Raw genomic sequence first — 25,717 nt, forward strand, 5'->3', positions numbered from 1 at the left:
TCCCAATTTTTATAAAATATTTTATTAATAGCTTTGACAAATTCAAATTTCTTTATACTTACTATTTTATGTTTTGGTTGCTTTCGGGCTGTTTATTTCTTTAGTAAGCTTTATTCGCATTAAATGTCCCTTTACTCAAGAGCTAAGCACTAATATAACAGACGTTGGGGCACCTTTGATTCTATAAAAATCATATTTTACACATCAGCTACTCAAATGTAAGGGAAGAAAATCAATAAAGTTATTGCGAAGTTTATTCTCTATATTCCGAGTAGATTAAGATAATATCTCTGCCAAATGGTGTAATTAAAACTCAGCACTTGCATTACCAATCAATTAAATGTACAATACCCTTTAGCCATTGACGAAATGATATATATTTATATTGTTATTCATGAAGAAGGTTTTAGAAGGGGCTGTACTGTATGGCAAATGAATTTCGTATTTGTGATGATTGTCAAGCAACAAATATTAAAACATTACTACCTCGTTTAAAGAAAATAGATCCAAATGCTAGCATAGATGTAGGTTGTCAGTCCTATTGTGGACCTGGGAGAAAAAAAGCATTTGCATTTGTAAATAATCGTCCTATTTCCGCAAAGGATGAAAATGAGTTGCTCGAGAAGGTAGAGAAAAAAATGAAGAAAAAGTAAAAATCACCTTTGTTTCATGAATAAGGTGATTTTTACTTTTGTAACGGATTATTCCCATGTGCTTATAAATTTCTTTAGTGTGATAAATAATGATAAAATCAAGAGTTTTTTTGTCATTGATTAGGAGATATAATATAAAATATGTCAAACGAAAAGAGGGAATTGGATGACATATGCCAATGAAAAACTGACGGAGGAAAAGGTGTTTAAAGACCCTGTCCACCGATATGTCCATGTACGCGATAAAGTCATCTGGGATTTAATAGGAACTGCAGAGTTCCAGCGTTTGAGGAGAATTAAACAGTTAGGTACAACTTATTTAACTTTTCATGGTGCAGAGCATAGTCGGTTTAGTCATTCACTGGGAGTTTATGAAATTATTCGTAGAATTATAGATGACGTATTTGACGGCCGCCCAGAATGGAATAGTGAAGAGCGGCTACTCTGCTTGTGTTCGGCACTGTTACATGATTTAGGTCATGGTCCATTTTCACATTCTTTTGAAAAGGTTTTTCACCTTGATCATGAAAATTTCACCCAATTAATTATTCGTGAGGATACAGAGGTTAATCGTGTTTTGCGAAAAGTTGGCCAACATTTCCCAAAACAGGTCGCTGAAGTTATAGCTAAAACATACGAAAATAAGTTAGTAGTCGGTTTGATCTCAAGTCAAATAGATGCAGATCGTATGGATTACCTTCAGCGAGATGCATATTATACGGGCGTTAGCTATGGACACTTTGATATGGAACGAATACTTCGTGTGATGCGCCCAAGAGAAGATCAAGTAGTAATTAAACAAAGTGGTATGCATGCTGTAGAAGATTATATTATGAGTCGTTATCAAATGTATTGGCAAGTATATTTTCATCCGGTAACTCGCAGTGCTGAAGTTATTTTAACGAAGATATTGCATCGAGCTATGCACTTATACAAGGACAACTACTCATTTAAAAGTCAACCTGTTCATTTTTACTCATTTTTTGAGAATAAACTTGCGCTTGCTGATTATCTGAAATTGGACGAAGGCGTGATCTTATACTATTTTCAGGCGTGGCAAGAGGAAGATGATGCTATTTTACGTGATTTGTGTCAACGTTTTTTAAATCGAAATTTATTTAAGTATGTCGAGTTCAATCCATCGAATGACGAAATGACTAAATTAATTGAGTTAACAAAACTTTTTAATGAAGCAGGCATTAACGCTGAATATTATTTAGTAGTTGATTCCTCGTCAGACTTACCTTATGATTTTTACCGTCCTGGTGAAGAAGAGGAAAGATTACCTATTCAATTATTAATGGCAAACGAAGAAATTCATGAGCTATCGAGAGAGTCAGAAATTGTTGAAGCGATTTCTGGAAAGCGTAGAACTGACCATAAACTTTATTTCCCTCAGGATTTATTAGAAGATCGTTCATCCAATCCAAACATAAAGAAAAAAATAACAGAATTGCTATATACGAAGGTTAAGTCATAGATGTATTTAAAAGGGACGACAATATTGTCGCGAGTATATCCTATATAAATTTAGCCATTTTTCCATTTTTCCAATCTTTTTTCAAGGTGTGTTAAAAGGGCGTTAGGAGATGAACGGAATTGTTATTAGAACATGCAAAAGTTATGAAAGCATTCTCGGAAGCAGGAGAGATTGTCGGACGTAAAAAGCTTCAAAAGATGATTTTTATCGCAAAAAAAATGAACGATCCATTTTATGAAAAATATAATTTTCATTTTTATGGACCTTATTCGGAAGAGCTTACATTACGAGTTGAAGAGCTTTGTAATTTGGGTTATATTCATGAAGAAATTGAGAAGAAAGCAGGGTACTCTCAGTATCGATATTCACTAACTGAATCAGGAGAACAATTCTTGAATCACTATGAATTGGACATGCCTTTTTTACAAAATTGGATCTGTGATTTAAATGAGCAAAATGCGAGATTTTTGGAGCTTGTCTCTACAATTATTTATTTTGAAGATTTAAGTAAGGATGAAGTGAAGGAAAAGGTATTTACGCTAAAAAGTAAGCAAAACTATTCAGAGGCAGAATTTGAAGAAGCAGTAACATATATTGACGTCTTAAAAAAGTCAGTAACAAGCTAAGGCTGTTTTCGCATTGCTTGTTTCATGACACTTTTCTATTAAAAATAGAATTGACAGAGTTTATGAATAGAGCTTAAAGGAATGGGCTTATAACTCATCCCTTTAATGTCTACCTTTTATTCATCACTTAAACGTTTTCCACCAACAGCATAATGACTTTTAGTCATCTCATCTATAAATACTACAATTTTTTCAGCAGGTGCACCCGTTGTTTCGGAAACAGCAGCAGTTACTTTTTCAACAAGCTGTTTCTTTTGTTCTTCTGAACGTCCCTCAAGCATTTTGACAGTAATATATGGCATTTGATGTCTCTCCTTTTTACAGTTGTAAGGTATATAAAAATTAACATGTAAGTGCTTTGCGGAGGAGCTATATTCATAGTATGGACGCTATCCATAGCGAAGGGCTTTTTTAGTTTAGCTACAGAGCTCAAACCACTCCATGCATAAGGGTTCCGCGGTTTTTAAGAAATTAAGATGTATCCACATTGCTTTAAGCTCCTTATACTTGGGCTCACTTTTCCCTAACGCTCTAAGGTAAAAAGTACACTTATGTATTAAGGCTGTAGTGCTTGTTAGAAATTCTCCGCTTTTTGTTTTAATTCTACCACGTTTAATTTAACAATTCGAATTTTCATAGTCAATTGTGTATACTATTATTGCATGTATAAAAAGTGAACAAAAAGGAGAAACAAAGTGAGCAATTTTTTAGCATTTCCTATTGAACAAATCCCATATGTAGTAATTGCTTTAGTAATAGCATTCACCTTACACGAATTTGCTCATGCTTATGTCGCATATAAATTTGGTGATATGACAGCAAAAAATCAAGGCAGACTTACACTTTCACCACTTTCACATTTGGATCCAATAGGAACTTTATTAATATTTATTGCAGGTTTTGGTTGGGCTAAGCCAGTACCCGTTAATCGTTACTTCTTTAAAAATCCTCGTTTAGCTGGTGTCTTAGTATCAATAGCTGGACCGTTAAGTAATTTGGTAATAGCTTTTGTTGGGCTATTCATTTTGAATGCTATGGTTCATTTTGGTATCATTGGCCTTTTACCAATAGGTTTTGGTGACAGCTTATATTCGTTTTTTATTATACTAATAAATTTAAATGTTCTTCTATTCGTATTTAACTTGTTACCATTTCCACCACTTGATGGATATCGTGTCATTGAAGATTTATCACCACCTGATATTCGGGCAAAATTGACACAGTATGAAAATTATGGAGCGCTCATTTTTTTAATATTAGTTATAACACCTTTAGACAGATATACAATTCAACCGATTTTTAATACGTTTATTCCTTTTGTTAATAACATACTAGCAATCATAATGAATATTATATTTTAGTGTATTTTGCAAGGCATGTTACTACAGTGTAATGAAGTAACTTCAATATAGCAGTTTCGCAAAGGAGGAAGATATGGTATGGAAAAAGATAACAAGAAAAAAGTTGGGTTTACAATTATAAAAAAAAGTGATTCGACAGATGGCCACGGTGGGTTTGGAGTAGGTGTATTAAGCTTAGATAATATATCGCCTGTTATTATTGATGCAGAAGAAAAATCTGCTGTTGTTGATATCGGTGCAATGCATGCACGTAGTGATGTAGAAAGAGGGATAAAATTTCTACCAAACAGAGATGAAGTACCTAATGGAAAACTATATTGGCTCGTTTGGGTTACGATAGAACAAAATGAGGAAGGACCGTTTTATACAGGTGTAACTGCATGTGAAATGACTGTTGATCGTGACATACGCCGTGGGTATAAATCTCTCCCTGAACATGTAAATAATATGGATAAATCGCTTAAGCGCCACATTATTGTTGAACACATGGATGTATCTTCAAAGCAAGTGCTAGCAGAATTTTTACAAGAGCATAATATTGATATGTGGAATAGATCTGGTGAGCAGCTAAAGAATGATTTACAATTATAATGCAATTATATCCTCTTGAGTCATCACAATTTAAGATTGTTTTCTCAGTGATTGGTGTTTCGTATTAAGAAGTAACCATACTACTAGAGTTCGTAGTTTCTTTTTCTGTTATAACGATAGCTGTTACTTACCGTATCTTCTCATCTTGATTAATAAGCGCCAGATTTTATAATGATTAATCTTGATGTTTTAAACGAATCGGAGTAAACTTAGTTTTAATGTTATTCACATGTAAAAACTAGGACAAAAACCCTTAACTATGTATTATTAGTTAAGGGTTTTTTACTTATTTAATAGGTAGGCTTGTTTGTAGGAGTAAGTTTGTTAGCTTACTTATAATTGCCCTTTTCTTAAAGATTGTTGCTATTATCAGCAAGTTGCACATCATTTATAGAAGAAAAGATGCCACGAACCCTAGCTGTTTTTATTTTCTAAAACTTAAAACAACAATTCAAAAAAACAGCCTAATTAAACCAGTCAATAAAACGTTTAAACCAACCTTTATCCTCAATAGGTGTTTGTTTTTTATCAAGTGGCGGCTTATCTGAATGTTCATCACAATATTCCTCTGGTTCAGTTCCTTTAACATAATACATTTGTAATGTAATAGGACAATCTTTTGTGGCTAACTTTCCGTTGTCCGGGTTAATATACACTTTTTTAAGATTCCCAGTTGAGTTTCGAAAAGTGAGCACAGGTTCCTTTATTAATGATTGTTCCATAAAATTAGCCCATATACGTTTTGAATAAGCTCTTTCATCTACTTTGTCGATGGTGTAATCTCTGTCATAACCTGTCCATATGCCAGTTACAATTTGTGGTGAATAACCAATCATCCAGCTATCGGTCTTTGTAGTGCCAGATTTGCCAGCATATAGCTTAGTTAAATCATTTTGAATAATGCTACCTGTTACATTCGTATAATCGTTTAATTTCTCATCAAACATTCCTTTCATTAACTGCGTTGTAACAAATGCTAGGTCTGGATCAAGAACTTGTTCAGATGATGGAGCCTTTTCAAAAATAATATTGCCATGATGATCAATAACCTTTGTGATGTACGTAGGGTGTATCTGCTTTCCATTGTTAGCAATAGTAGCGTACGCTTGAACCATGTCAATCATCCTGACAGGAGAAGTACCAAGAGCTAATGACGGTACATTGTCTAGTTTACTTGTAATACCCAATTTTTTTGCAGTTTCTACAAGAATATTAGTCCCTAAATATAAATTAGTTTTTACTGCATATACATTATCGGACAGAGCCATTGCTTGTGCTAATGTAATCGTATCATCGGCGTAATAATTATTATAATTATGAGGTGTATAAGTTGCTCTTCCTTCATCAAAGATAAAGGTTGTTTGTTCACTTCGTAACTTAGTTGAGGCAGTAAAACCTTTTTCTAAAGCAGCATAATATAAAAAAGGTTTAAAAGTTGACCCTGGCTGCCTTTCTGCTTGAACAGCCCGATTAAAGGGACTTTCATCATAATCTCTTCCTCCAACCAATGCTTTTACTTCACCTGTATATTGATCCAAAGCTACGAAACTCACTTGTATATCAGATGAAGGATTAATGGTGTTAGAAATTGATTCCTCAGCTAACTTCTGTAGCTCTATATCGAGTGTTGTATAAACGTGAAGTCCGCCCATTTCAATAATCCGTTCATCAATGTTTAGTTTGTTCACTAGTTCATTTTTTACAATGTCCTGGAAATAGAGTCCTACTTCTTCATGCTTAACCTTTTGCTGTTCGACATATTGTACTTGTTGATTATAGGCTTTGCTTGCTTCATTTTCTGTAATGTAGTTGTTATTAACCATAGCATTTAATATAGTCCATTGCCGATCTTTTGCTTTTTCTTCGTTAATAAGTGGTGAATAATGTGACGGTCCTTTTGGAATACCCGCTAACATACTTGCTTCACTTAACATTAAATCTTTAGCTGACTTCCCAAAATAGTATTGAGCAGCTGCTTCAATTCCATAAGTCCCATGTCCATAGTATATGGTATTTAAATAACCTTCTAAAATGTCATTTTTGCTATAGTTCATTTCTAAACGAATGGTATAAAGTGCTTCATGGAATTTTCTTTTCCATGTTTTATCATGCTCTAAAAATAAGTTTCTTGCATATTGTTGTGTAATTGTACTTGCTCCCTGAACCTTGGCTAACGCTTTTATATCTGCTATCGCAGCACCTGCAATTCGCTTAAAATCAAATCCAGGGTGTGAAAAAAAACTTTGATCTTCTATAGCAATCGTTGCTGCGATTAAAGAAGGAGAAATATGATCAAGTGAAATCCAGTATCGCTTTTCTTTGCTATGGCTTTCACCTATGATGACATCGTCATTTGCATAGTAAATTGTAGATTGCGGTACTGTTAACGGCGGGGCACCTTTAACGGTTGCATACGTAAAAAGAGAAATTAAAGTTATCGACATTAAGATTAGTAGTATAAGAGTAACAAAAATAAGAGCTCTAAAATATTTAAGCGCTTTTTTAAAACGTTGATTTGTGATGATTTCCAATACTAATCACCTCATCTTTCTATCACAAAAACAGTATGGGGTGGATTTTTCTTTTTTATACCTTGCTAAAAAATTTGCTTGCAATTTTGCTAGATTCATCTATAATTTTTTTAGCTAATATCTTGCTGACGGTATAAAGTGCCTCATAAGATTTGGATGACAACATTCCACCGTTACTCGTAAGGTGTGAGCAACGGTGGTATTGCGCGTTGTGCTTTTCTTATTTACATTTCCTGATCATGTTTGGGAAAACTAATAGAAGCTTAAAGATAGAAAGGAAGAGGAACAAATGGAACTATGGTTTACAGAAAAACAAACTGCGAGTTATGGAATAACAGCGAAAATTAAGCGTACTTTACATACAGAGCAAACTGACTTTCAAAAATTAGATATGATCGAAACTGAACAATTTGGAAATATGCTCGTTCTCGATGGCATGGTTATGACAACTGAAAAGGACGAATTTGTTTATCATGAAATGGTTGCCCATGTACCGTTATTTTCTCACCCTAATCCAGAAAATGTACTAGTTGTAGGGGGTGGAGATGGTGGGGTAATCCGTGAAGTTCTTAAGCACCCAAGTGTCAAAAAAGTCACTTTAGTGGAAATAGATGGTAAAGTTATTGAGTATTCAAAGAAATACTTACCGAGCATTGCGAGCCACTTTGACAATCCACGAGTAGAAGTCATAGTCGGTGATGGCTTCATGCATATTGCCGAAAGTGAAAATGAGTATGATGTTATTATGGTAGACTCAACTGAACCAGTTGGTCCTGCAGTCAATCTATTTTCAAAGGGTTTTTATGCAGGGATTTCAAAAGCCTTAAAAGAGGATGGGATTTTTGTTGCACAGACAGATAATCCATGGTTTAAACCAGAGTTAATTGCAACTGTACAAAAAGATGTGAAAGAAATTTTCCCACTAACTCGTCTATATACTGCAAATATCCCGACTTATCCAAGCGGTCTATGGACATTTACATTAGGTTCAAAGAAATATGATCCACTTCAAGTAGAAGATGGTAGATTTCATGATATTGATACGAAATATTATACGCAAGAGCTTCATAAAGCAGCTTTTGTCCTTCCGAAATTTGTTAGTGACTTAACGAAGTAGTTTACAATATTGAAGTATCTTTAGAATGGGGGAAGCAAAATGCGTTTTGATGAAGCTTATTCAGGAAATGTTTTTATTAACAGCCATCCACTGGTAGAAGAAAGTGATGCTGTGATTTATGGAATGCCGATGGACTGGACAGTTAGCTTCCGACCAGGATCAAGATTTGGTCCTGCTCGTATTCGTGAAGTGTCACTTGGGCTAGAGGAGTATAGTCCGTATGTAGATAGACATTTAGATGAAGTAAAATATTATGATGCTGGAGATATTCCACTTCCATTTGGAAATCCTGCGAGAAGTCTACAAATGATTGAAGAATTTGTAACCAAAGTACTACAAGCTAATAAGTTTCCACTTGGGTTAGGTGGCGAGCATCTTGTTTCGTGGCCGGTTTTTAAAGCGATGTATAACAAATATCAGGATATGGCGATTATTCATATTGATGCACATGCTGATTTACGAGAAGAATATGAAGGTGAGCCTTTATCACATTCGACGCCAATTCGAAAAGCATGTGAACTGATTGGGGCAGAAAATGTATATTCTTTCGGCATTCGTTCAGGAATGAAGGAAGAATTCCAATTTGCAAAGGATTCAGGCATGTATATGGCTAAATTTGATGTGGTTGAGCCATTGAAAGAAGTATTACCTAAACTTGCTGGTCGGAATGTATATGTAACGATAGATATTGACGTCTTAGACCCTGCTCATGCTCCTGGAACAGGTACTGCTGAAGCTGGGGGAATTACTTCAAAAGAGCTATTGAATGCCATTACACTTATTTCAAATTCTAAGCTAAATATTATAGGCACCGATTTAGTTGAGGTAGCACCTGCGTATGATCCGACTGAGCAAACACAAATTGCTGCTAGTAAATTTGTGCGTGAAATTTTACTCGGTTGGGTAAAGAAGTAATGTTTCAAAGACAGTAATTACTTAATCTGCGCTTTGATGTCATTGAATTTAAGTCCATTCAAAATTTGTGTAAAAGACTGAACTATTTGTTAAAAAAGTTCAGTTTTTTCTTTAATATCGAAATGAGGTTTGGACAGTAGAGAAATGAGTTTGGACAGTAAAACGCCGATTTTGGACAGTAGAGAAATGAGTTTGGACAGTAAAGCACTGATTTTGGACAGTAAAGCGCCGATATTGGACAGTAAAGAACTGAATTTGGACAGTAAGAGGTATAATTCAGCTAATAAAAGCATCAGGGATATTTTAGTAAATCAATGACCTGGTATTACTACTAATTTGAAATGATAACATTAAGATTAACTGGAAAAGTTGATAATGGTTATTGAACAATCGTATAGAAACAGCAAATCCGAGTGAAAACTAGCAAATGTATTTGAACTTTTTTTTAAGAATCATTATACTATTTAAGTCAATAACGTACGTTTGAGGAAGTGTATATTTTGGTTCAATCAGATGGAAAAGGTATTCCGATTAAAGTTAATTTTGTTTCTGAAATAAAAGATGGCTCAAAAAGCGATCGTGTTGCTTTTACGACAAATGGTTTATACTACATAAAAGGAAAAACTACATATTTGTCTTTTAATGAAAGTGAAGCACCACATGAAATCAAAACGATTGTTAAAATAAATGAACATGGTGATGTGCTGATTATGCGTAAAGGTGCCGTATCAATGAAGCAGTATTTTCAGCAACATAAGGAAACATACGGAAAGTATCGAAATGAAATCGGCTTATTTGAAATGGTTACGACAACTGAACAAATAAAGTACGAGTGGACTGAAGATAAGAAAAGTGGATACTTGTTGCTAACATATTTGTTACGAATACAAGGAGAATTAGCTGGACGGTACAATGTAACGATACAATTTAGGGAGGAACAAATATGAACATTGTTGAGCAAGTAAAGGATCGATTGAAGGATGAAATATCTGAAGCTGTCGTTAAGGCAGGGTTAGCTACAAGAGAGCAACTTCCAGAGGTTATTCTAGAAATACCTAAAGAGAAGGTACACGGTGATTATTCTACAAATATGGCAATGCAGCTTGCTAGAATCGCTAAAAAAGCTCCTCGAATGATTGCAGAAGAGCTAGTGAATAATTTCGACAAATCAAAGGCATCTATTGAAAAAATTGACATAGCTGGCCCAGGATTTATTAATTTTCACATGAATAACAGCTATTTAACCGAGTTAATTCCAACGATATTAAAGGCTGGTGATTCATATGGAGAGACAAATGTTGGTCGAAAAGAAACCATTCAAGTAGAGTTCGTATCAGCGAATCCAACAGGCGATCTTCATTTAGGTCATGCACGCGGCGCAGCGGTGGGTGATACATTATCTAATGTTTTGGCAAAGGCAGGATATGATGTTAGTAGAGAATATTATATAAATGATGCTGGCAACCAAATCAATAATTTAGCTTACTCTGTAGAAGCACGGTACATGCAGGCACTTGGGATGCAGCAAGACATGCCAGAAGACGGTTATCATGGGGAAGATATTATTGGAATTGGAAAAGAGCTTGCAGAGCAACATGGTGATAAATTTGTTCATATGGATGAAAATGAACGATTTACATATTTTCGCGAGTATGGTTTACAGTTTGAGCTTAGTAAACTGCAAAAGGATCTTGAAGCGTTTAGAGTTTCCTTTAACAAATGGTTCTCAGAAACTTCATTATATGAAAACGGTAAAATCGATACAGCACTTAATTCATTGCGTGAAAATGGACATGTATATGAAGAGGATGGTGCAACATGGTTCCGCTCCACAACTTTTGGTGATGACAAGGATCGCGTGTTAATCAAAAATGATGGCTCATATACGTATCTAACTCCAGATATTGCTTACCATCAAGATAAGTTGGATCGTGGCTTTGAAAAGCTGATTAATATTTGGGGAGCAGATCACCACGGTTATATTCCGAGAATGAAAGCAGCTATACAAGCACTAGGGTATGAAAATGATACACTTGAAGTAGAAATCATACAAATGGTTAACTTATTTAAAAATGGGGAAAAGGTCAAAATGAGTAAACGTACTGGTAAAGCTGTTACAATGCGAGAGCTCATTGATGAGGTTGGTCTTGACGCAGTTCGTTATTTCTTTGCGATGCGCAGTCCAGATTCACACCTTGATTTTGATCTTGATTTAGCGGTATCAAAGTCTAATGAAAATCCCGTATACTATGCCCAATATGCTCATGCACGGATTTGTAGTATGCTACGTCAAGGTGAGGAGCAAGGCTTATTAATTGATGAAGAAATTGCTTTACAACACATTACATCTGAAAAGGAAATTGACCTTCTCAAAAAGTTAGGGGAATATCCGATAGCTGTAAGTGAAGCAGCACAAAAGCGCATTCCACATCGTATAACAAATTATATTTATGAACTCTCTACTGCACTGCATAGTTTTTATAATGCTGAAAAAGTGATAAACATAGAAAATAAAGAACAAAGTAAAGCTCGCCTTGCGCTTATGAAAGCAGTGCAAATAACTTTACGTAGTGCACTATCTATAGTAGGAGTTTCAGCACCTGAGCAAATGTAGTTTATCGCAAGTGGTCAACGATTTTTATAGTATATTATATTAACGAAAGGATAGTAAAAATACTATCCTTTCGTTTGTTTATGCTTCAGTGTCTATTTGCTGGGTTGTCTATGGATTTGTCGCTTCATCATTTCACATGAAGTCATATAGCGCCTTCTTATGAAATGCTTCCAGCGCTTGTCGGGGGAGTCATGGATGGCGACATTCCACCATTGCCCACAAGACGTGGGAGGCTTATAGGTGGAATTGGGTCGGCTTCGCTTTTCTTTCTGTCCAGCTACAGGCGCCATCGGCTCGAGGTCATAAGTCAAACCGACGAGAAGGTTAAATAGCAACCTTCTAGCCGGCTCGCCTTATGCTTGTCGCCGATAAGCAGTCGCCTTTCGCTTTTCTTTCTGTCTAGCTCCAGTGCCTATCCCCTCGAGTCGCTTCACCATTTCTCATGAAGTTAAAAAGCGACTTCTTGAGAAATGCTTCCAGCGCTTGTCGGGGATAAACAAGGCACTTTCGCTTTTCTTTTTGTCCAGCTCCGCCTCCTTGCCTCTCGAGTCGTTTCACCTTTTCACCAGAAGACATAAAGCGCCTTCCATTGAAAAGGTTCCAGCGCTTGTCGAGGCAATACAGTCGGCTTCGCTTTTCTTTCTGTCCAGCTACAGGCGCCATCGGCTCGAGGTCATAAGTCAAACCGACGAGAAGGTTAAATAGCAACCTTCTAGCCGGCTCGCCTTATGCTTGTCGCCGATAAGCAGTCGCCTTTCGCTTTTCTTTCTGTCTAGCTCCAGTGCCTATCCCCTCGAGTCGCTTCACCATTTCTCATGAAGTTAAAAAGCGACTTCTTGAGAAATGCTTCCAGCGCTTGTCGGGGATAAACAAGGCACTTTCGCTTTTCTTATAAAAAACCGTTGATTAATGTTGAAAAAGATTCTTTACCTTGATCTAGTAACGAGCGTTTTGTAAAGTAATCAATCGTTAATGGTTCGGCAAGTTGAATGTCTTCTTTTATTGTCGTCTTCACTTGTTCATTAAATTTCTGATCATAAATAAAACAGTTGATTTCATGATTGATAAAAAAGCTCCTTTTGTCAAAATTTGCAGTCCCGATATCACATATGTCATCATCGATTGCTACGACCTTTGCATGATAGAATCCGTTATAAAAACGATATATATGACAACCAGCAACGAGCAATGGCTTAAAGAATGGATATGCAGCTTCTTTAACAAATGGATGATCAGCTTTCATTGGGACGAGGATATTGATGTTCACACCTCTCTCTGCTGCAGCAAGTAATTCATTGACAATTTCTTTACCAGGAATAAAGTAGGGGGTCCCTATATAAATTTCTCTTTTAGCTTGTTTTATCATTGTAATGAAAGATTCTTTTAGAAATGCACCATCCGAAGGTACGATACGGTGTAATACAATGGAATCATTGTTTAACTTTACCTTCCTTGGTTCGTCTTTAAGCTTTTCTTTTGTTGCTGAATACCAATCTTTATTAAACTGTTTTTGTAAGTCAGCAACTCCTTCCCCGATAATTTTTAAATGGTAATCACGCCAAAATCCCATTTTAGGATCTCTCCCTAAGTATTCTCTTCCGACGTTAAACCCACCTAGATAGCCAACTTTTCCATCTATAATTGTTATTTTTCGATGATTACGTCTATTTAGTGTATAAAAAAAGAATGGGAACTTAGGAGTGTTGCTATAAGAGAAGGAGATTCCATTTTCACGTAAAGACCGTACAATTTGTTTAGAAACTTTAAAACCACCGAGCCAGTCTACTTGTAAACGAACTTCAACGCCTTCCCTTGCTTTTTGCTTTAACAATGAGAAAAATTCTGAACTAATCTCATCATTTTTAATAATAAAAAATAGTACATGAATTTGTGTTTCTGCGTTTCTAATGTATTGAAAATAGTCATTGAAGAATTCATGACCATTTGTAAACAAGCTTAACTCACCTTGATGTAATGGATATGTTTTATCCGTTACTTTTCTCATATACTTATGTCGTCCAAGTTTTAAATCCAAACGTACCCACATAATTAAGAGTAACAACAAAATTGCAAGAAAAAGAACAAATTTCATTCATTTATCCCTCCATCCAATACATCATTGTGTTATTTTTACCGATTTTAGCTGATTTTATTTTTTGTAAAAAATAATAAGAGTATATTATTTATATAAAAAATATTGACTGAATGCTCATTCATTATATAATGGAATTATAATATTAGTCAGAAAATTAATTATTTGAGGGGAGATTACTACCGTGGAGAATCTACTAATTATTAATTTAATAGCATTCCTACTTGTAACCGCTTACGGTTTATATTTATTTGCATACCTTGTGAAAACAAGAATTGCGTATATAAAGCTAGGGAAGAAGGTTGAATTTGATAAAAAATATAAAGAACGCCTGAATAAAATATGGGTAAACGTGTTTGGGCAAAAAAAATTATTGAAGGATAAAAAAAGTGGCGTGATTCATGTCATGTTCTTTTATGGTTTTATCCTCGTTCAATTTGGAGCGATTGACTTTATTTGGAAGGGATTAAAACCGGGTTCTCATTTACCGCTAGGGCCTCTATATCCTGCGTTTACTTTTTTTCAAGAGATTGTTACTTTAGTCATTTTAGTAGCTGTTATTTGGGCATTTTATCGCCGTTATATCGAAAAGCTTGTTCGTTTAAAAAGGGGATTTAAGTCAGGTTTAGTGCTTATTTTTATCGGTGGCTTAATGGTTTCAGTTCTTCTTGGTAATGGCATGGGGTTAGTATGGCATGGTGAAGAGTTATCGTGGAGTGAGCCAATTGCTTCTTCGTTAGCATACCTTTTTGGATGGATTGGTGAAACAGCTTCAATCGTTGTCTTTTATGTGTCATGGTGGATTCATTTACTTATTTTATTAACGTTTTTAGTTTACGTACCACAATCTAAACATGCTCATCTTATTGCAGGTCCTGCCAATGTATTTTTTAATCGTTTATCAAACCCTGGAAAGCTTGAAAAGATCGATTTTGAAGATGAAACGCAAGAAACTTATGGGGTAGGGAAAATTGAAGACTTTACTCAAACACAATTAATTGATTTATACGCATGTGTTGAGTGTGGACGCTGTACGAATATGTGTCCTGCAACAGGGACAGGAAAAATGCTCTCACCGATGGATATCATTTTAAAGCTGCGAGATCATTTAACTGATAAGGGAGCAGCTATTACTTCACAAGCTCCTTGGGTGCCAACATTTGCATTTTCAAATACTCAAGGGAATCAATTAGCTGTATCTGGCGCTGGAAAAGGTGTGAATGAATCTGCAGCAGCTGTAGAGCTTGCATATAACCCGAGCTTAATTGGTGATGTCATTACGGAGGAGGAGTTATGGGCATGTACAACATGTAGGAACTGTGAAGATCAATGTCCTGTAATGAATGAACATGTAGATAAAATTATTGACCTTCGCCGTTATCTCGTTCTTACAGAAGGAAAAATGGATGCAGATGCTCAACGTGCAATGACGAATATTGAGCGACAAGGTAACCCATGGGGATTAAACCGTAAAGAAAAAGACAAATGGCGTGATATTCGTGAAGATGTGAATATCCCAACAGTGAAAGAAATGAAAAAATCTGGTGAACAGTTTGAATATTTATTATGGGTTGGATCGATGGGAGCATTTGATAATCGTAGCCAAAAAATAACACTATCATTCGCTAAGCTATTGAATGAAGCAGGAGTAAAATTTGCTATCCTTGGTAACAAAGAGAAAAACTCAGGTGATACGCCAAGACGCTTAGGTAACGAATTTTTATTCCAAGAACTAGCTACGAATAATATAGCAGAGCTACAAAAACATGATGTGAAGAAGATTGTAACAATCGACCCACATGCTTATAATACTTTCAAAAATGAGTATCCGGACTTCGGGTTAGAAGCTGAAGTATTCCATCATACTGAAGTTCTAGATCAATTAGTAAAAGAAGGTAAGTTAGTTCCTAAGCACGAAGTAAAAGAAACAATTACATTCCATGATTCTTGTTATTTAGGTAGATACAATGAAGTGTATGAACCACCTCGTGATATTTTAAAAGCTATTCCTGGTGTGGAACTTATTGAGATGGAACGTAAGCGTGAAACAGGTATGTGTTGTGGAGCAGGTGGAGGACTGATGTGGATGGAAGAAACGACAGGAAACCGTGTAAATGTTGCTAGAACTGAGCAAGCATTAGCTGTGAATCCAACTGTCATTAGTTCTGGATGTCCATACTGTTTAACAATGTTAAGTGATGGAACGAAGGCGAAGGAAGTTGAAGAGCGTATTGGAACTTATGATGTAGCAGAACTTCTAGAAAAATCAGTCATTGGTAGTGCAGAAGAAGTAGCATCTTAATTTTAGTAATGTGAAACAGATAGAAAATTTAGTAAAGTATTTCTATTTTGACTATTTTTCAGTACAATAGAGTTATAAATTAAGACTCTTTTCGTAGACTTTGTTGCTATTGTTATCAATTTAGTACCACAAAACTGGATTTATTTTGTTAGTCATCTTTGTACAGAAGAAAAGATGCCACGAACACTAGTTGAGTACGGTCTATTTCTTAATACGAATAACAACAATCAATGCGAAAACGGGCTAAATCAAAGTTAGTATTTTAGAGGTGTGCTTAAGTACACCTCCTTAAAATGGAGATGAGTGAGCGAGCGTTCAGTCAGCTATACAGAGCAGCTCTTTTGGCAAGCATATGGTGCTGGTGCATGTGCAAGCTGTACTGAGTCGCTTCACTCTAAAACTCCTAAGTAAAAAGTCGGTGCATAAAAGTAATTATAGTTGACGACATACTACCGTTGCCGACAAGACGTAGGTAGGTTTTAGATAGTATGGGAAGCATTGCGCTTTACTAATTCGGCTCTTTTCGTAGCTTTGTTGCAATGATCATTCATTACGACAGCAAAGCATATTCCATATGATTGACATCGTTATTAGGAAGAAAAGATACTTCGAATTCATGTAAAGACATTGTTAACGCAAAATGAAAACGCTTACTAAATTAATAACAAAATTTGTGGAGGGGATTTACATGGGGAAAACAGTTATTTTAAGTGGGGTACGTACACCTTTTGGAAAATTTGGAGGTAGTTTAAGTTCAAAAAAAGCTGTTGATTTAGGGGCCATAGCTGTCAAGGAAGCACTAGTACGTGCGAATGTGGAAGCTACAGATGTAGATGAAGTAATTCTAGGATCTGTGCTACAAGGGGGACAAGGTCAAATTCCTTCACGCCAAGCTTCTAAATTAGCTGGAATCCCTTGGGAGGTAAAAACTGAGACCATAAATAAAGTTTGTGCTTCAGGGCTGCGCAGTGTTACTTTAGCTGATCAAATTATTCGTACTGGTGATGAAGAAGTGATCGTTGCTGGTGGGATGGAATCGATGAGTAATGCACCTTACATGATGCCAAAAGCTCGGTGGGGTATGAGAATGGGTGATGCGGACGTTAAAGATTTGATGATTCACGACGGCTTAACATGTAGCTTCACTGGAGTGCATATGGGTACATATGGAAATGGTGTAGCTACAGAATTTGAACTTAGCAGAGAAGAGCAAGATCAATGGGCTTTCAGAAGTCATCAACGCGCTATTTCGGCAATTGAATCAGGTAAGCTTGCTGAAGAAATTGTATCTGTTGAAGTACCTCAACGTAGAGGAGAACCTATCATTGTTGAGCTAGATGAAGCACCTAGAAAAGATACATCTATTGAAAAGTTATCAACTTTAAAGCCAGTATTTGACCAAACTGGCACGATTACAGCAGGCAATGCTCCAGGTGTTAATGATGGAGCTGGAGCTCTAGTTCTTATGAGTGAAGAGAGGGCACAACGTGAAGGCAGAGAACCTCTTGCAACAATCGTTGGGCATGCAGCTATCGCTGTTGAAGCTAAAGACTTTCCGAAGACACCTGGTTTAGTCATAAATGAAATCCTTAAGAAAACTGGAAAAATAGTTGACGATATCGATTTATTTGAGATTAATGAAGCATTCGCCGCTGTGGCGTTAGCAAGTGGAAAAATAGCATCACTTGACCAAGAAAAAGTGAACGTAAATGGGGGTGCAGTAGCACTTGGGCATCCAATTGGAGCTAGTGGAGCTAGGATTATTATTACACTCATCCATGAGCTAAAGCGTCGTGGAGGTGGTTTAGGAATTGCTGCTATTTGTAGCGGTGGAGGCCAAGGGGATGCAATCATGGTTGAAGTTAAATAAGGTCAATAAATGCTGTTAACTAAGTTTTAGGTATGGGGGTATAGAAATGAATATAAAAAAAGTTATGGTCATTGGAGCAGGACAGATGGGGTCTGGTATTGCTCAAGTATGTGCGACAGCAGGCTTCTCAGTCATACTCAATGATATTAAAGAAGAATTTGTAAATCGCGGCTTAGCTAATATTTCGAAAAATTTATCGAGACAAGTAGAAAAAGACCGCATGTCGTTAGAACAAAAACAAACGATATTAGATCGAATTACTCCTTCAGAGCAATTACAAGATGCAAAAGACATTGATTTAGTCATTGAAGCAGCAGTTGAAAATATGGAAGTGAAAACACAAATTTTTGCTGAGCTCGATCAAATTGCTCCTGAACATGCTATTTTAGCAACAAATACATCATCACTTCCAATTACTGAAATAGCTGCAGCAACGAAACGCCCAGAACAAGTGATTGGTATGCATTTTATGAATCCTGTACCAGTTATGAAGTTAGTAGAAATTATACGTGGTTTAGCTACAAACGACGAGGTGTACGAAGCGATTGAAGCGATGACACACCAACTTAATAAAGTCCCTGTAGAAGTGAATGATTTTCCAGGGTTTGTTTCAAATAGAATTCTCATGCCTATGATTAATGAGGCGATTTATACGTTATATGAAGGTGTAGCATCCGAAGAGGCAATTGACCAAGTGATGAAGCTAGGGATGAATCATCCGATGGGTCCTTTAACGCTTGCAGATTTCATTGGTTTAGATACTTGCTTGTACATTATGGAGACATTACACGAAGGGTTTGGTGATGATAAATACCGTCCATGCCCATTATTAAGAAAATATGTGAAAGCTGGGTGGTTAGGTAAGAAAACTGGCCGTGGCTTTTATGTGTATGAGTAATTAGTGATAAGGGGGAACAGAAAATGAACCTGAATTTTACAGAAGAACAAGAAATGATGCGGAAGATGGTTCAAGATTTTGCACAAGCAGAAATTACCCCGTCCATTGAACAAATGGAGCAAGGAGTATTTCCTCGCCACATCATAAATAAAATGGCGGATCTTGGTCTCATGGGGATTACTATTCCTGAACAATATGGCGGTGCTGCGATGGATTTTACATCGTATATTATTGCCATTCACGAACTGTCTAAAGTAAGTGCTACGGTTGGAGTCATTTTATCTGTGCATACTTCTGTCGGAACAAATCCGATACTATATTTTGGGAATGAAGAGCAAAAACAAAAATATATACCTAAGCTTGCATCAGGGAAATATTTAGGAGCGTTTTGTTTGACTGAACCGAGTGCAGGGTCTGATGCCGCTAGTTTAAAAACGAGAGCAGAAAAGCAAGATGATTATTATATTATCAATGGTTCGAAAATTTTTATTACAAATGGCGGGGAAGCAGACACGTATATCGTATTTGCCCGCACTAATAAAGATCATATAGGCAGTAAGGGGATTTCAGCGTTTATCGTTGACAAAGATACACCTGGTTTAATAATTGGTAAAGATGAACACAAAATGGGTTTATACGGGTCGAGAACAGTCCAGCTTTCTTTTGAAGATATGAAGGTCCCTGCTGAAAACTTGTTAGGTGAAGAAGGTCAGGGATTTAAGATTGCAATGGCAAACCTTGACGTAGGAAGAATTGGCATTGCTGCTCAATCACTAGGAATTGCAGAAGCAGCTTTAGAACATGCAATTGCTTATGCCAAAGAACGACAACAATTTGGTAAGCCGATAGCTGCCCAGCAAGGGGTCGGATTTAAACTTGCAAATATGGCTACAAATGTTGAAGCTGCAAAACTATTAGTCTATCAAGCTGCATTTTTACGGGAAAATCAGTTGCCATGTAGCAAGGAAGCATCGATTGCTAAGTTGTTCGCTTCCAAAACGGCTATGGAAAATGCAACAGAAGCCATTCAAATATTTGGTGGATATGGATATACGAAGGAGTATCCTGTCGAAAGATTATTTCGTGATGCCAAAGTAACTGAAATTTATGAGGGAACTAGTGAAATACAACGGATTGTAATTAACAAACATTTGTAAACGTTTTCTATTAAATTTAAGGGGGATTTTGATATGCATTTCAAATTATCTGAAGAGCATGAAATGATTCGCAAAATGGTCCGAGACTTCGCAAGAAATGAGGTTGCGCCTACTGCTGCAGAACGTGATGAAGAGGAACGATACGATCATGGTATATTTAAAAAAATGGCAGAGTTAGGTTTGACAGGTATTCCTTGGCCAGAGGAATACGGAGGAATTGGTAGTGACTATTTGGCTTATTGTATCGCGATAGAGGAGCTATCTCGGGTATGTGCTTCTACAGCAGTGACATTATCTGCTCACACATCTTTAGCAGGTTGGCCAATTTTTAAGTTTGGTAATGAAGAGCAAAAACAAAAATACTTAACACCAATGGCGCAAGGAAGTGCGGTAGGTGCTTATGGTTTAACAGAACCAGGATCTGGGTCGGATGCAGGAGGTATGAAAACGACTGCAAGACTTGATGGTGACAGCTATGTACTAAACGGCTCCAAAATTTTCATAACGAATGGTGGAATAGCAGACTATTACGTTGTTTTTGCAATAACTGATCCTTCTCATAAACATAAAGGCACGAGTGCGTTTATTGTTGAAAAAGATTTCCCAGGGTTTTCTATAGGTAAGAAGGAGAGTAAGCTTGGTATTCGTTCCTCACCAACAACTGAAATAATTTTTGAGGAATGTCGTGTACCTAAGGAGAATTTATTAGGTCAAGAGGGAGAAGGCTTCAAAGTTGCTATGATGACACTGGATGGTGGGCGAAATGGCATTGCTGCGCAAGCAGTTGGTATTGCTCAGGGAGCACTTGATGCGGCGACTGAATATGCAAAGGAAAGGTATCAATTTGGTAAACCGATAGCTGCCCAGCAAGGGATAGGCTTTAAGCTAGCGGACATGGCAACAAGTATTGAAGCAGCTAGATTATTGACTTATCAAGCAGCTTGGTTAGAGTCAGAGGGTTTACCATACGGTAAGGAGTCTGCTATGTCTAAGTTATTTGCAGGAGATGCTGCTATGAACGTGACAACTGAAGCTGTACAAGTATTTGGTGGGTATGGTTATACGAAGGAATATCCAGTTGAACGTTTTATGAGAGATGCAAAAATCACCCAAATATATGAAGGAACACAAGAAATACAACGCCTTGTAATATCACGCATGTTAACGAAATAACTAATTAGGTAACTACAATGTAATGGCATAATACCAATTTATGGTGTGAGTAGATTCATCCTCACACCACCTTTTTAAATAATCGTAGTAGAGGTAGGGTATATACTCTTCAAACGATGCTTTAGATATATCTCGGCTGAAGGTTGTGATTCAATGAATAAACGAGAGGTGCTTGCTTCTGTTAAGGATGAGCAACTCGTTAAAAAGAGACGAAGCCAAATGATTAAAGGAGCAGTAACACTTTTCAAGGCGAAAGGCTTTCATAGGACAACTACAAGAGAGATAGCAAAGGCTTCTGGTTTTAGTATCGGAACTTTATATGAATACATCAGAACGAAGGAGGATGTTCTCTATTTAGTATGTGACAGTATTTATGATGAGGTGCATAACCGCTTAGAAGAAAATATCGATACAAAGCAAGGGACCACTGAAAGCTTAAAACTAGCTATTTCATCTTATTTTAAAGTCATGGATGAAATGCAGGATGAAGTGCTCGTTATGTATCAGGAGGCTAAATCACTTTCTAAGGATGCGTTGCCTTATGTGCTAAAAAAAGAAATAGAGATGGTTGGTATGTTTGAAAGTGTTATCAATCGCTGTGTCGAAAACAATGAATTTCATCTAAGTGATAGGGCGATAAAGTTGCTAGCACATAATATCTTTGTGCAAGGCCAAATGTGGGGCTTTCGACGCTGGGCACTTCAGAAATTATATAGTTTAGAGGAGTATATAGAACTTCAGACGGAATTATTACTAAAGGGAATAAGAGGAGGGCACCATGGGTACTGAACAAGTATATCGTCCAACAAACCATATTCGTTTTGTGACAGCCTCCAGTTTGTTTGATGGGCACGATGCATCAATCAACATTATGAGGCGAATTCTCCAAGCGAGTGGCGCAGAGGTCATTCACCTTGGTCATAACAGATCTGTGGAAGAGGTAGTAAATGCTGCTGTTCAAGAGGACGTTCAAGGTATAGCGATATCTTCTTACCAAGGTGGTCACGTTGAGTATTTTAAGTATATGTACGACTTATTGAAAGAAAAAGGAGCTTCACACATCCGTATATACGGGGGTGGTGGCGGAGTAATCATTCCAAGTGAAATAAAAGAGCTACAAGAGTATGGAGTTGCTGGAATATTTTCTCCTGATGATGGGAGGAATTTAGGGTTACAAGGAATGGTTAACAAAATGTTAGCAGAATGTGATTTTCCTACGTTGTCGACTTCATTAGCAGATGAAGTAGAAGAGGTTAAATCAAAAAATAGTAGGTCAATAGCAAAAATGATTTCTGCTGCCGAAATAAATGTAAATGAATCCGAAGAGTTAGTTTCTACTACTCTAGAACGCATAAAGGATTTAGGACAGCATGTACCTGTTATCGGGATAACTGGTACTGGAGGTGCAGGGAAAAGCTCGTTAACCGATGAGCTTATTCGTCGTTTTATAAATGAAATTCCAAATATAAAAGTAGCTGTTTTATCAATAGATCCTACAAAACAAAAAACTGGAGGAGCACTCTTAGGAGATCGTATACGCATGAATGCAATTTTCTCTCCTAATGTCTATATGAGAAGTTTAGCTACAAGAGGTTCAAAATCTGAGCTGTCATTAGCTATTCATGATTCAATAGCTATTGTGAAGGCAGCTGGGTTTGATCTTATCATCGTAGAGACGAGTGGAATAGGTCAAGGAGATGCTGAAATTTCAGAAATTTGTGATCTTAGCATGTACGTAATGACTAGTGAATTTGGCGCACCTTCACAATTAGAAAAAATTGATATGATAGATTTTGCAGACATGGTAGTCATTAATAAATTTGAAAGAAAAGGATCCGAGGATGCTAGACGACAAGTACAAAAGCAATATCAACGTAGTCATATGTTGTATGATAAAGAGCTAGATGAAATGCCAGTTTTTGCTACAATGGCTAGTCAGTTCAATGATCCTGGTACGAATACATTATTTGTTGCTTTAGTTAACAGAATTAATGAAAAATATAGTACCAATTGGACTACTGATTTGCAAATGGTAACAGATATTGAAAAGCAAAATGTAATTATTCCGAATGATAGACGTCATTATTTAAGGGAAGTTTCTGATACAGTGCGAGACTACCATCAAAAGGCTGAACAGCAAGTGCAAATTGCTCGTAAGCTCTATCAACTTGATGGTGCAATAACAAGTGTGAAAGAAAAAGAAGGAAATGAGGCTGTTATTTCCTCGCTAAAAACGATTAAAAATGAATATGATTCTATGCTAACGAAGGAATCAAAGGCTATTTTAGAAGGTTGGGGCGAACGAAAGAAAAAATATTCTTCTAAACAATTTACATCATTGATTAGAGGAAAAGAAATAGTAACTGAGTTAACTACGAAAAGCTTGTCAGGCTTAGATATACCTAAAATTGCTTTGCCGAAATACGAGGATTTTGGAGAGATTTTACGCTGGGTTTACAAAGAGAATGTACCTGGGGCATTTCCATATTCAGCTGGAGTATTTCCTTTTAAGCGTCAAAGTGAAGATCCAAAGCGTCAATTTGCTGGTGAAGGGACACCTGAGCGAACAAATAAAAGGTTCCATTATTTATCAAAGGATGATGCGGCAAAACGGTTAAGTACAGCATTTGATTCAGTTACTTTATATGGGGAGGACCCAGATTATCGCCCAGATATTTATGGGAAAGTCGGAGAAAGTGGTGTAAGCATTTGTACACTTGATGATATGAACAAGCTATATAAAGGGTTTGATCTATGTCATCCTTCCACATCTGTCTCTATGACTATTAATGGCCCTGCTCCAATCATTTTAGCTATGTTTATGAATACTGCAATTAGCCAACAAGTCGAAAAAATTGAACATGAATTATCCAGGAAATTGACAGAACATGAGCTTGAAGAAGTTAAAATGAAAACATTAGCCAATGTCCGTGGAACTGTTCAAGCAGATATTTTAAAAGAAGACCAAGGTCAAAATACGTGTATATTTTCAACAGAGTTTGCTTTACGAATGATGGGAGATATACAAGAGTATTTCATAAATAATAATGTACGAAATTACTATTCTGTTTCAATTTCTGGCTATCATATTGCTGAGGCAGGAGCAAACCCTATTTCACAACTAGCCTTTACGTTATCCAATGGATTTACGTATGTTGAGTATTATTTGAGTCGTGGTATGAATATTGATGACTTTGCACCAAATCTCTCTTTCTTTTTCAGCAATGGTCTCGACGCTGAGTATACTGTAATTGGAAGAGTTGCCCGTCGTATTTGGGCGACTGTTATGCGTGATAAATATGGAGCAAACGAAAGAAGTCAAAAGCTAAAATATCATGTTCAAACATCAGGGCGCTCATTACATGCCCAAGAAATTGACTTTAATGATATCCGGACTACTTTGCAAGCACTGATGGCACTTCATGATAATTGTAATTCATTACACACTAATGCCTATGACGAAGCGATAACAACTCCAACTGAAGAATCTGTACGACGTGCAATGGCGATTCAAATGATAATTACGAAAGAACATGGGTTAACTAAAAATGAAAATCCGATGCAAGGGTCTTTTATTATAGAGGAACTCACAGATTTAGTAGAAGAAGCTGTTCTACAGGAATTTGATCGTATTAACGATCGTGGTGGAGTGTTAGGTGCCATGGAAACACAATATCAGCGAGGTAAAATCCAAGAGGAATCGATGTATTATGAGATGAAAAAGCATTCAGGAGATTTGCCGATCATTGGTGTAAATACGTACGTGAATCCTAATCCTCCATCTGAAGATGATATTAATAATATGGAGCTAGCTCGAGCGACTAAAGAAGAGAAAGAAACGCAGATTCATAATTTAACAAGCTTCCACAAACGGAACGAAAATGCTGTAGATAAAGCGCTGGAAAATTTGAAGTCTACTGCAAAAAACGGAGGAAATATCTTTGAAGAATTAATGACAACCGTAAAAGTAGCAAGTCTAGGCCAAATTACAAAAGCACTCTACGAAGTAGGCGGCCAATACCGTCGTAATATGTAAAAAGAAAAGCGAAGCCGACTGAATTGCCTCGACAAGCGTTGGAACCTTTACAACTGAAGACGCTTTATGTCTTCTGGTGAAAAGGTGAAACGACTCGAGAGGCAAGGAGGCGGAGCTGGACAGGAAGAAAAGCGGAACCGACTGTATTGGCTTGACAAGCGTTGGAGCCTTTACAACTGAAGACGCTTTATGTCTTCTGGTGAAAAGGTGAAACGACTCGAGAGGCAAGGAGGCGTAGCTGGATAAAGAAAAGCGAAGCCGACTGCTAACTCCCGACAAGCACTGGAGTCATTTCATAAAA

18 protein-coding genes and 1 pseudogene are annotated in these 25,717 nt (G+C 36.7%); 16 read left to right on the top strand and 3 right to left on the bottom strand.

Annotated elements, in window-relative coordinates:
* Window positions 1–425 precede the first annotated feature (425 nt).
* From SLH52_RS00605 to SLH52_RS00615, 3 genes are all read left to right on the top strand, one after another.
* The gene (locus tag SLH52_RS00605; RefSeq protein WP_320207372.1) at window positions 426–653 is read left to right on the top strand and encodes a DUF1450 domain-containing protein; all 228 of its coding nucleotides are present in this window, start codon (window positions 426–428) and stop codon (window positions 651–653) included.
* A gap of 166 nt (window positions 654–819) precedes the next feature.
* Window positions 820–2,133, top strand: a complete 1,314-nt coding sequence (locus tag SLH52_RS00610; protein WP_320207373.1) for an HD domain-containing protein — start codon at window positions 820–822, stop codon at window positions 2,131–2,133.
* A 119-nt stretch (window positions 2,134–2,252) separates the two neighbouring features.
* Window positions 2,253–2,759, top strand: a complete 507-nt coding sequence (locus tag SLH52_RS00615) for a YwgA family protein (protein ID WP_320207374.1) — start codon at window positions 2,253–2,255, stop codon at window positions 2,757–2,759.
* A gap of 116 nt (window positions 2,760–2,875) precedes the next feature.
* Here the strand turns inward: SLH52_RS00615 and SLH52_RS00620 are convergent.
* Window positions 2,876–3,103 (bottom strand): annotated as a pseudogene (locus SLH52_RS00620) (2-hydroxymuconate tautomerase); the annotation flags it as partial.
* A gap of 351 nt (window positions 3,104–3,454) precedes the next feature.
* On the opposite strand from SLH52_RS00620, the gene SLH52_RS00625 reads away from it, so the two are divergent.
* A complete protein-coding gene (locus SLH52_RS00625) occupies window positions 3,455–4,120 on the top strand; it encodes a site-2 protease family protein (protein ID WP_320207375.1) in 666 nt (221 codons plus the stop codon).
* Window positions 4,121–4,198: 78 nt separating this feature from the next.
* On the top strand, window positions 4,199–4,711 hold the full coding sequence (locus SLH52_RS00630; RefSeq protein ID WP_320207376.1) for a YwhD family protein: 513 nt from the start codon (window positions 4,199–4,201) through the stop codon (window positions 4,709–4,711).
* Window positions 4,712–5,175: 464 nt separating this feature from the next.
* Here the strand turns inward: SLH52_RS00630 and SLH52_RS00635 are convergent, their stop codons facing one another.
* Window positions 5,176–7,242 (bottom strand): PBP1A family penicillin-binding protein, encoded by a 2,067-nt coding sequence (locus SLH52_RS00635; RefSeq protein WP_320207377.1) that lies wholly within the window; start codon window positions 7,240–7,242, stop codon window positions 5,176–5,178.
* 289 nt (window positions 7,243–7,531) lie between these two features.
* Here SLH52_RS00635 and speE point away from each other — a divergent pair, with 289 nt between their 5' ends.
* The 4 genes from speE to argS all read left to right on the top strand — a co-directional run bounded on the left by speE (window position 7,532) and on the right by argS (window position 11,888).
* Window positions 7,532–8,359 carry a polyamine aminopropyltransferase gene (gene speE / locus SLH52_RS00640; RefSeq protein ID WP_320207378.1) on the top strand — a complete coding sequence of 276 codons (828 nt, stop codon included), beginning with the start codon at window positions 7,532–7,534 and terminating at the stop codon, window positions 8,357–8,359.
* Between the two features lie 39 nt (window positions 8,360–8,398).
* Complete coding sequence (gene speB, locus SLH52_RS00645) at window positions 8,399–9,274, top strand: agmatinase (RefSeq protein WP_320207379.1); 876 nt, start codon at window positions 8,399–8,401, stop codon at window positions 9,272–9,274.
* A gap of 500 nt (window positions 9,275–9,774) precedes the next feature.
* Window positions 9,775–10,221: a DUF1934 domain-containing protein gene (locus SLH52_RS00650; RefSeq protein ID WP_214480908.1), complete on the top strand. Its 447-nt coding sequence runs from the start codon at window positions 9,775–9,777 to the stop codon at window positions 10,219–10,221.
* Entirely contained in the window at window positions 10,218–11,888 is a 1,671-nt protein-coding gene (argS, locus tag SLH52_RS00655) for an arginine--tRNA ligase (protein WP_320207380.1), read from the top strand. The genes SLH52_RS00650 and argS overlap by 4 nt, the downstream gene beginning before the upstream one ends.
* An 889-nt stretch (window positions 11,889–12,777) precedes the next feature.
* Here the strand turns inward: argS and cls are convergent.
* On the bottom strand, window positions 12,778–13,980 hold the full coding sequence (gene cls / locus SLH52_RS00660; RefSeq protein WP_320207381.1) for a cardiolipin synthase: 1,203 nt from the start codon (window positions 13,978–13,980) through the stop codon (window positions 12,778–12,780).
* A gap of 184 nt (window positions 13,981–14,164) precedes the next feature.
* On the opposite strand from cls, the gene SLH52_RS00665 reads away from it, so the two are divergent.
* The 7 genes from SLH52_RS00665 (at window position 14,165) to icmF (ending at window position 25,416) form a co-directional block, all read left to right on the top strand.
* Window positions 14,165–16,282, top strand: coding sequence for a (Fe-S)-binding protein (locus tag SLH52_RS00665; protein ID WP_320207382.1), 2,118 nt, complete (start codon window positions 14,165–14,167; stop codon window positions 16,280–16,282).
* Window positions 16,283–16,970: 688 nt separating this feature from the next.
* Window positions 16,971–18,152 (top strand): acetyl-CoA C-acetyltransferase, encoded by a 1,182-nt coding sequence (locus SLH52_RS00670; RefSeq protein ID WP_320207383.1) that lies wholly within the window; start codon window positions 16,971–16,973, stop codon window positions 18,150–18,152.
* A 46-nt stretch (window positions 18,153–18,198) separates the two neighbouring features.
* On the top strand, window positions 18,199–19,050 hold the full coding sequence (locus tag SLH52_RS00675) for a 3-hydroxybutyryl-CoA dehydrogenase (RefSeq protein ID WP_320207384.1): 852 nt from the start codon (window positions 18,199–18,201) through the stop codon (window positions 19,048–19,050).
* Between the two features lie 23 nt (window positions 19,051–19,073).
* On the top strand, window positions 19,074–20,207 hold the full coding sequence (locus tag SLH52_RS00680) for an acyl-CoA dehydrogenase (protein ID WP_320207385.1): 1,134 nt from the start codon (window positions 19,074–19,076) through the stop codon (window positions 20,205–20,207).
* Window positions 20,208–20,240: 33 nt separating this feature from the next.
* Window positions 20,241–21,380 (top strand): acyl-CoA dehydrogenase, encoded by a 1,140-nt coding sequence (locus SLH52_RS00685; RefSeq protein WP_320207386.1) that lies wholly within the window; start codon window positions 20,241–20,243, stop codon window positions 21,378–21,380.
* A 153-nt stretch (window positions 21,381–21,533) separates the two neighbouring features.
* Window positions 21,534–22,169, top strand: a complete 636-nt coding sequence (locus SLH52_RS00690; protein ID WP_214480899.1) for a TetR/AcrR family transcriptional regulator — start codon at window positions 21,534–21,536, stop codon at window positions 22,167–22,169.
* Window positions 22,159–25,416: a fused isobutyryl-CoA mutase/GTPase IcmF gene (gene icmF, locus SLH52_RS00695; RefSeq protein WP_320207387.1), complete on the top strand. Its 3,258-nt coding sequence runs from the start codon at window positions 22,159–22,161 to the stop codon at window positions 25,414–25,416. The genes SLH52_RS00690 and icmF overlap by 11 nt, the downstream gene beginning before the upstream one ends.
* Window positions 25,417–25,717: the final 301 nt, after the last annotated feature.

The organism is Cytobacillus sp. IB215665, assembly GCF_033963835.1.
In the GTDB taxonomy this organism is placed as follows: Bacteria; Bacillota; Bacilli; order Bacillales; family SM2101; genus Nanhaiella.

What these genes read in the sequence shown, in the direction of transcription:
- SLH52_RS00685 (WP_320207386.1), top strand. Translation starts at nt 20,241, where the DNA reads ATGCATTTCAAATTATCTGAAGAGCATGAAATGATTCGCAAAATGGTC.
- speB (WP_320207379.1), top strand. Translation starts at nt 8,399, where the DNA reads ATGCGTTTTGATGAAGCTTATTCAGGAAATGTTTTTATTAACAGCCAT.
- speE (WP_320207378.1), top strand. Translation starts at nt 7,532, where the DNA reads ATGGAACTATGGTTTACAGAAAAACAAACTGCGAGTTATGGAATAACA.
- argS (WP_320207380.1), top strand. Translation starts at nt 10,218, where the DNA reads ATGAACATTGTTGAGCAAGTAAAGGATCGATTGAAGGATGAAATATCT.
- SLH52_RS00605 (WP_320207372.1), top strand. Translation starts at nt 426, where the DNA reads ATGGCAAATGAATTTCGTATTTGTGATGATTGTCAAGCAACAAATATT.
- SLH52_RS00675 (WP_320207384.1), top strand. Translation starts at nt 18,199, where the DNA reads ATGAATATAAAAAAAGTTATGGTCATTGGAGCAGGACAGATGGGGTCT.
- SLH52_RS00610 (WP_320207373.1), top strand. Translation starts at nt 820, where the DNA reads ATGACATATGCCAATGAAAAACTGACGGAGGAAAAGGTGTTTAAAGAC.
- cls (WP_320207381.1), bottom strand. Translation starts at nt 13,980, where the DNA reads ATGAAATTTGTTCTTTTTCTTGCAATTTTGTTGTTACTCTTAATTATG.
- SLH52_RS00630 (WP_320207376.1), top strand. Translation starts at nt 4,199, where the DNA reads ATGGAAAAAGATAACAAGAAAAAAGTTGGGTTTACAATTATAAAAAAA.
- SLH52_RS00690 (WP_214480899.1), top strand. Translation starts at nt 21,534, where the DNA reads ATGAATAAACGAGAGGTGCTTGCTTCTGTTAAGGATGAGCAACTCGTT.
- SLH52_RS00670 (WP_320207383.1), top strand. Translation starts at nt 16,971, where the DNA reads ATGGGGAAAACAGTTATTTTAAGTGGGGTACGTACACCTTTTGGAAAA.
- SLH52_RS00680 (WP_320207385.1), top strand. Translation starts at nt 19,074, where the DNA reads ATGAACCTGAATTTTACAGAAGAACAAGAAATGATGCGGAAGATGGTT.
- icmF (WP_320207387.1), top strand. Translation starts at nt 22,159, where the DNA reads ATGGGTACTGAACAAGTATATCGTCCAACAAACCATATTCGTTTTGTG.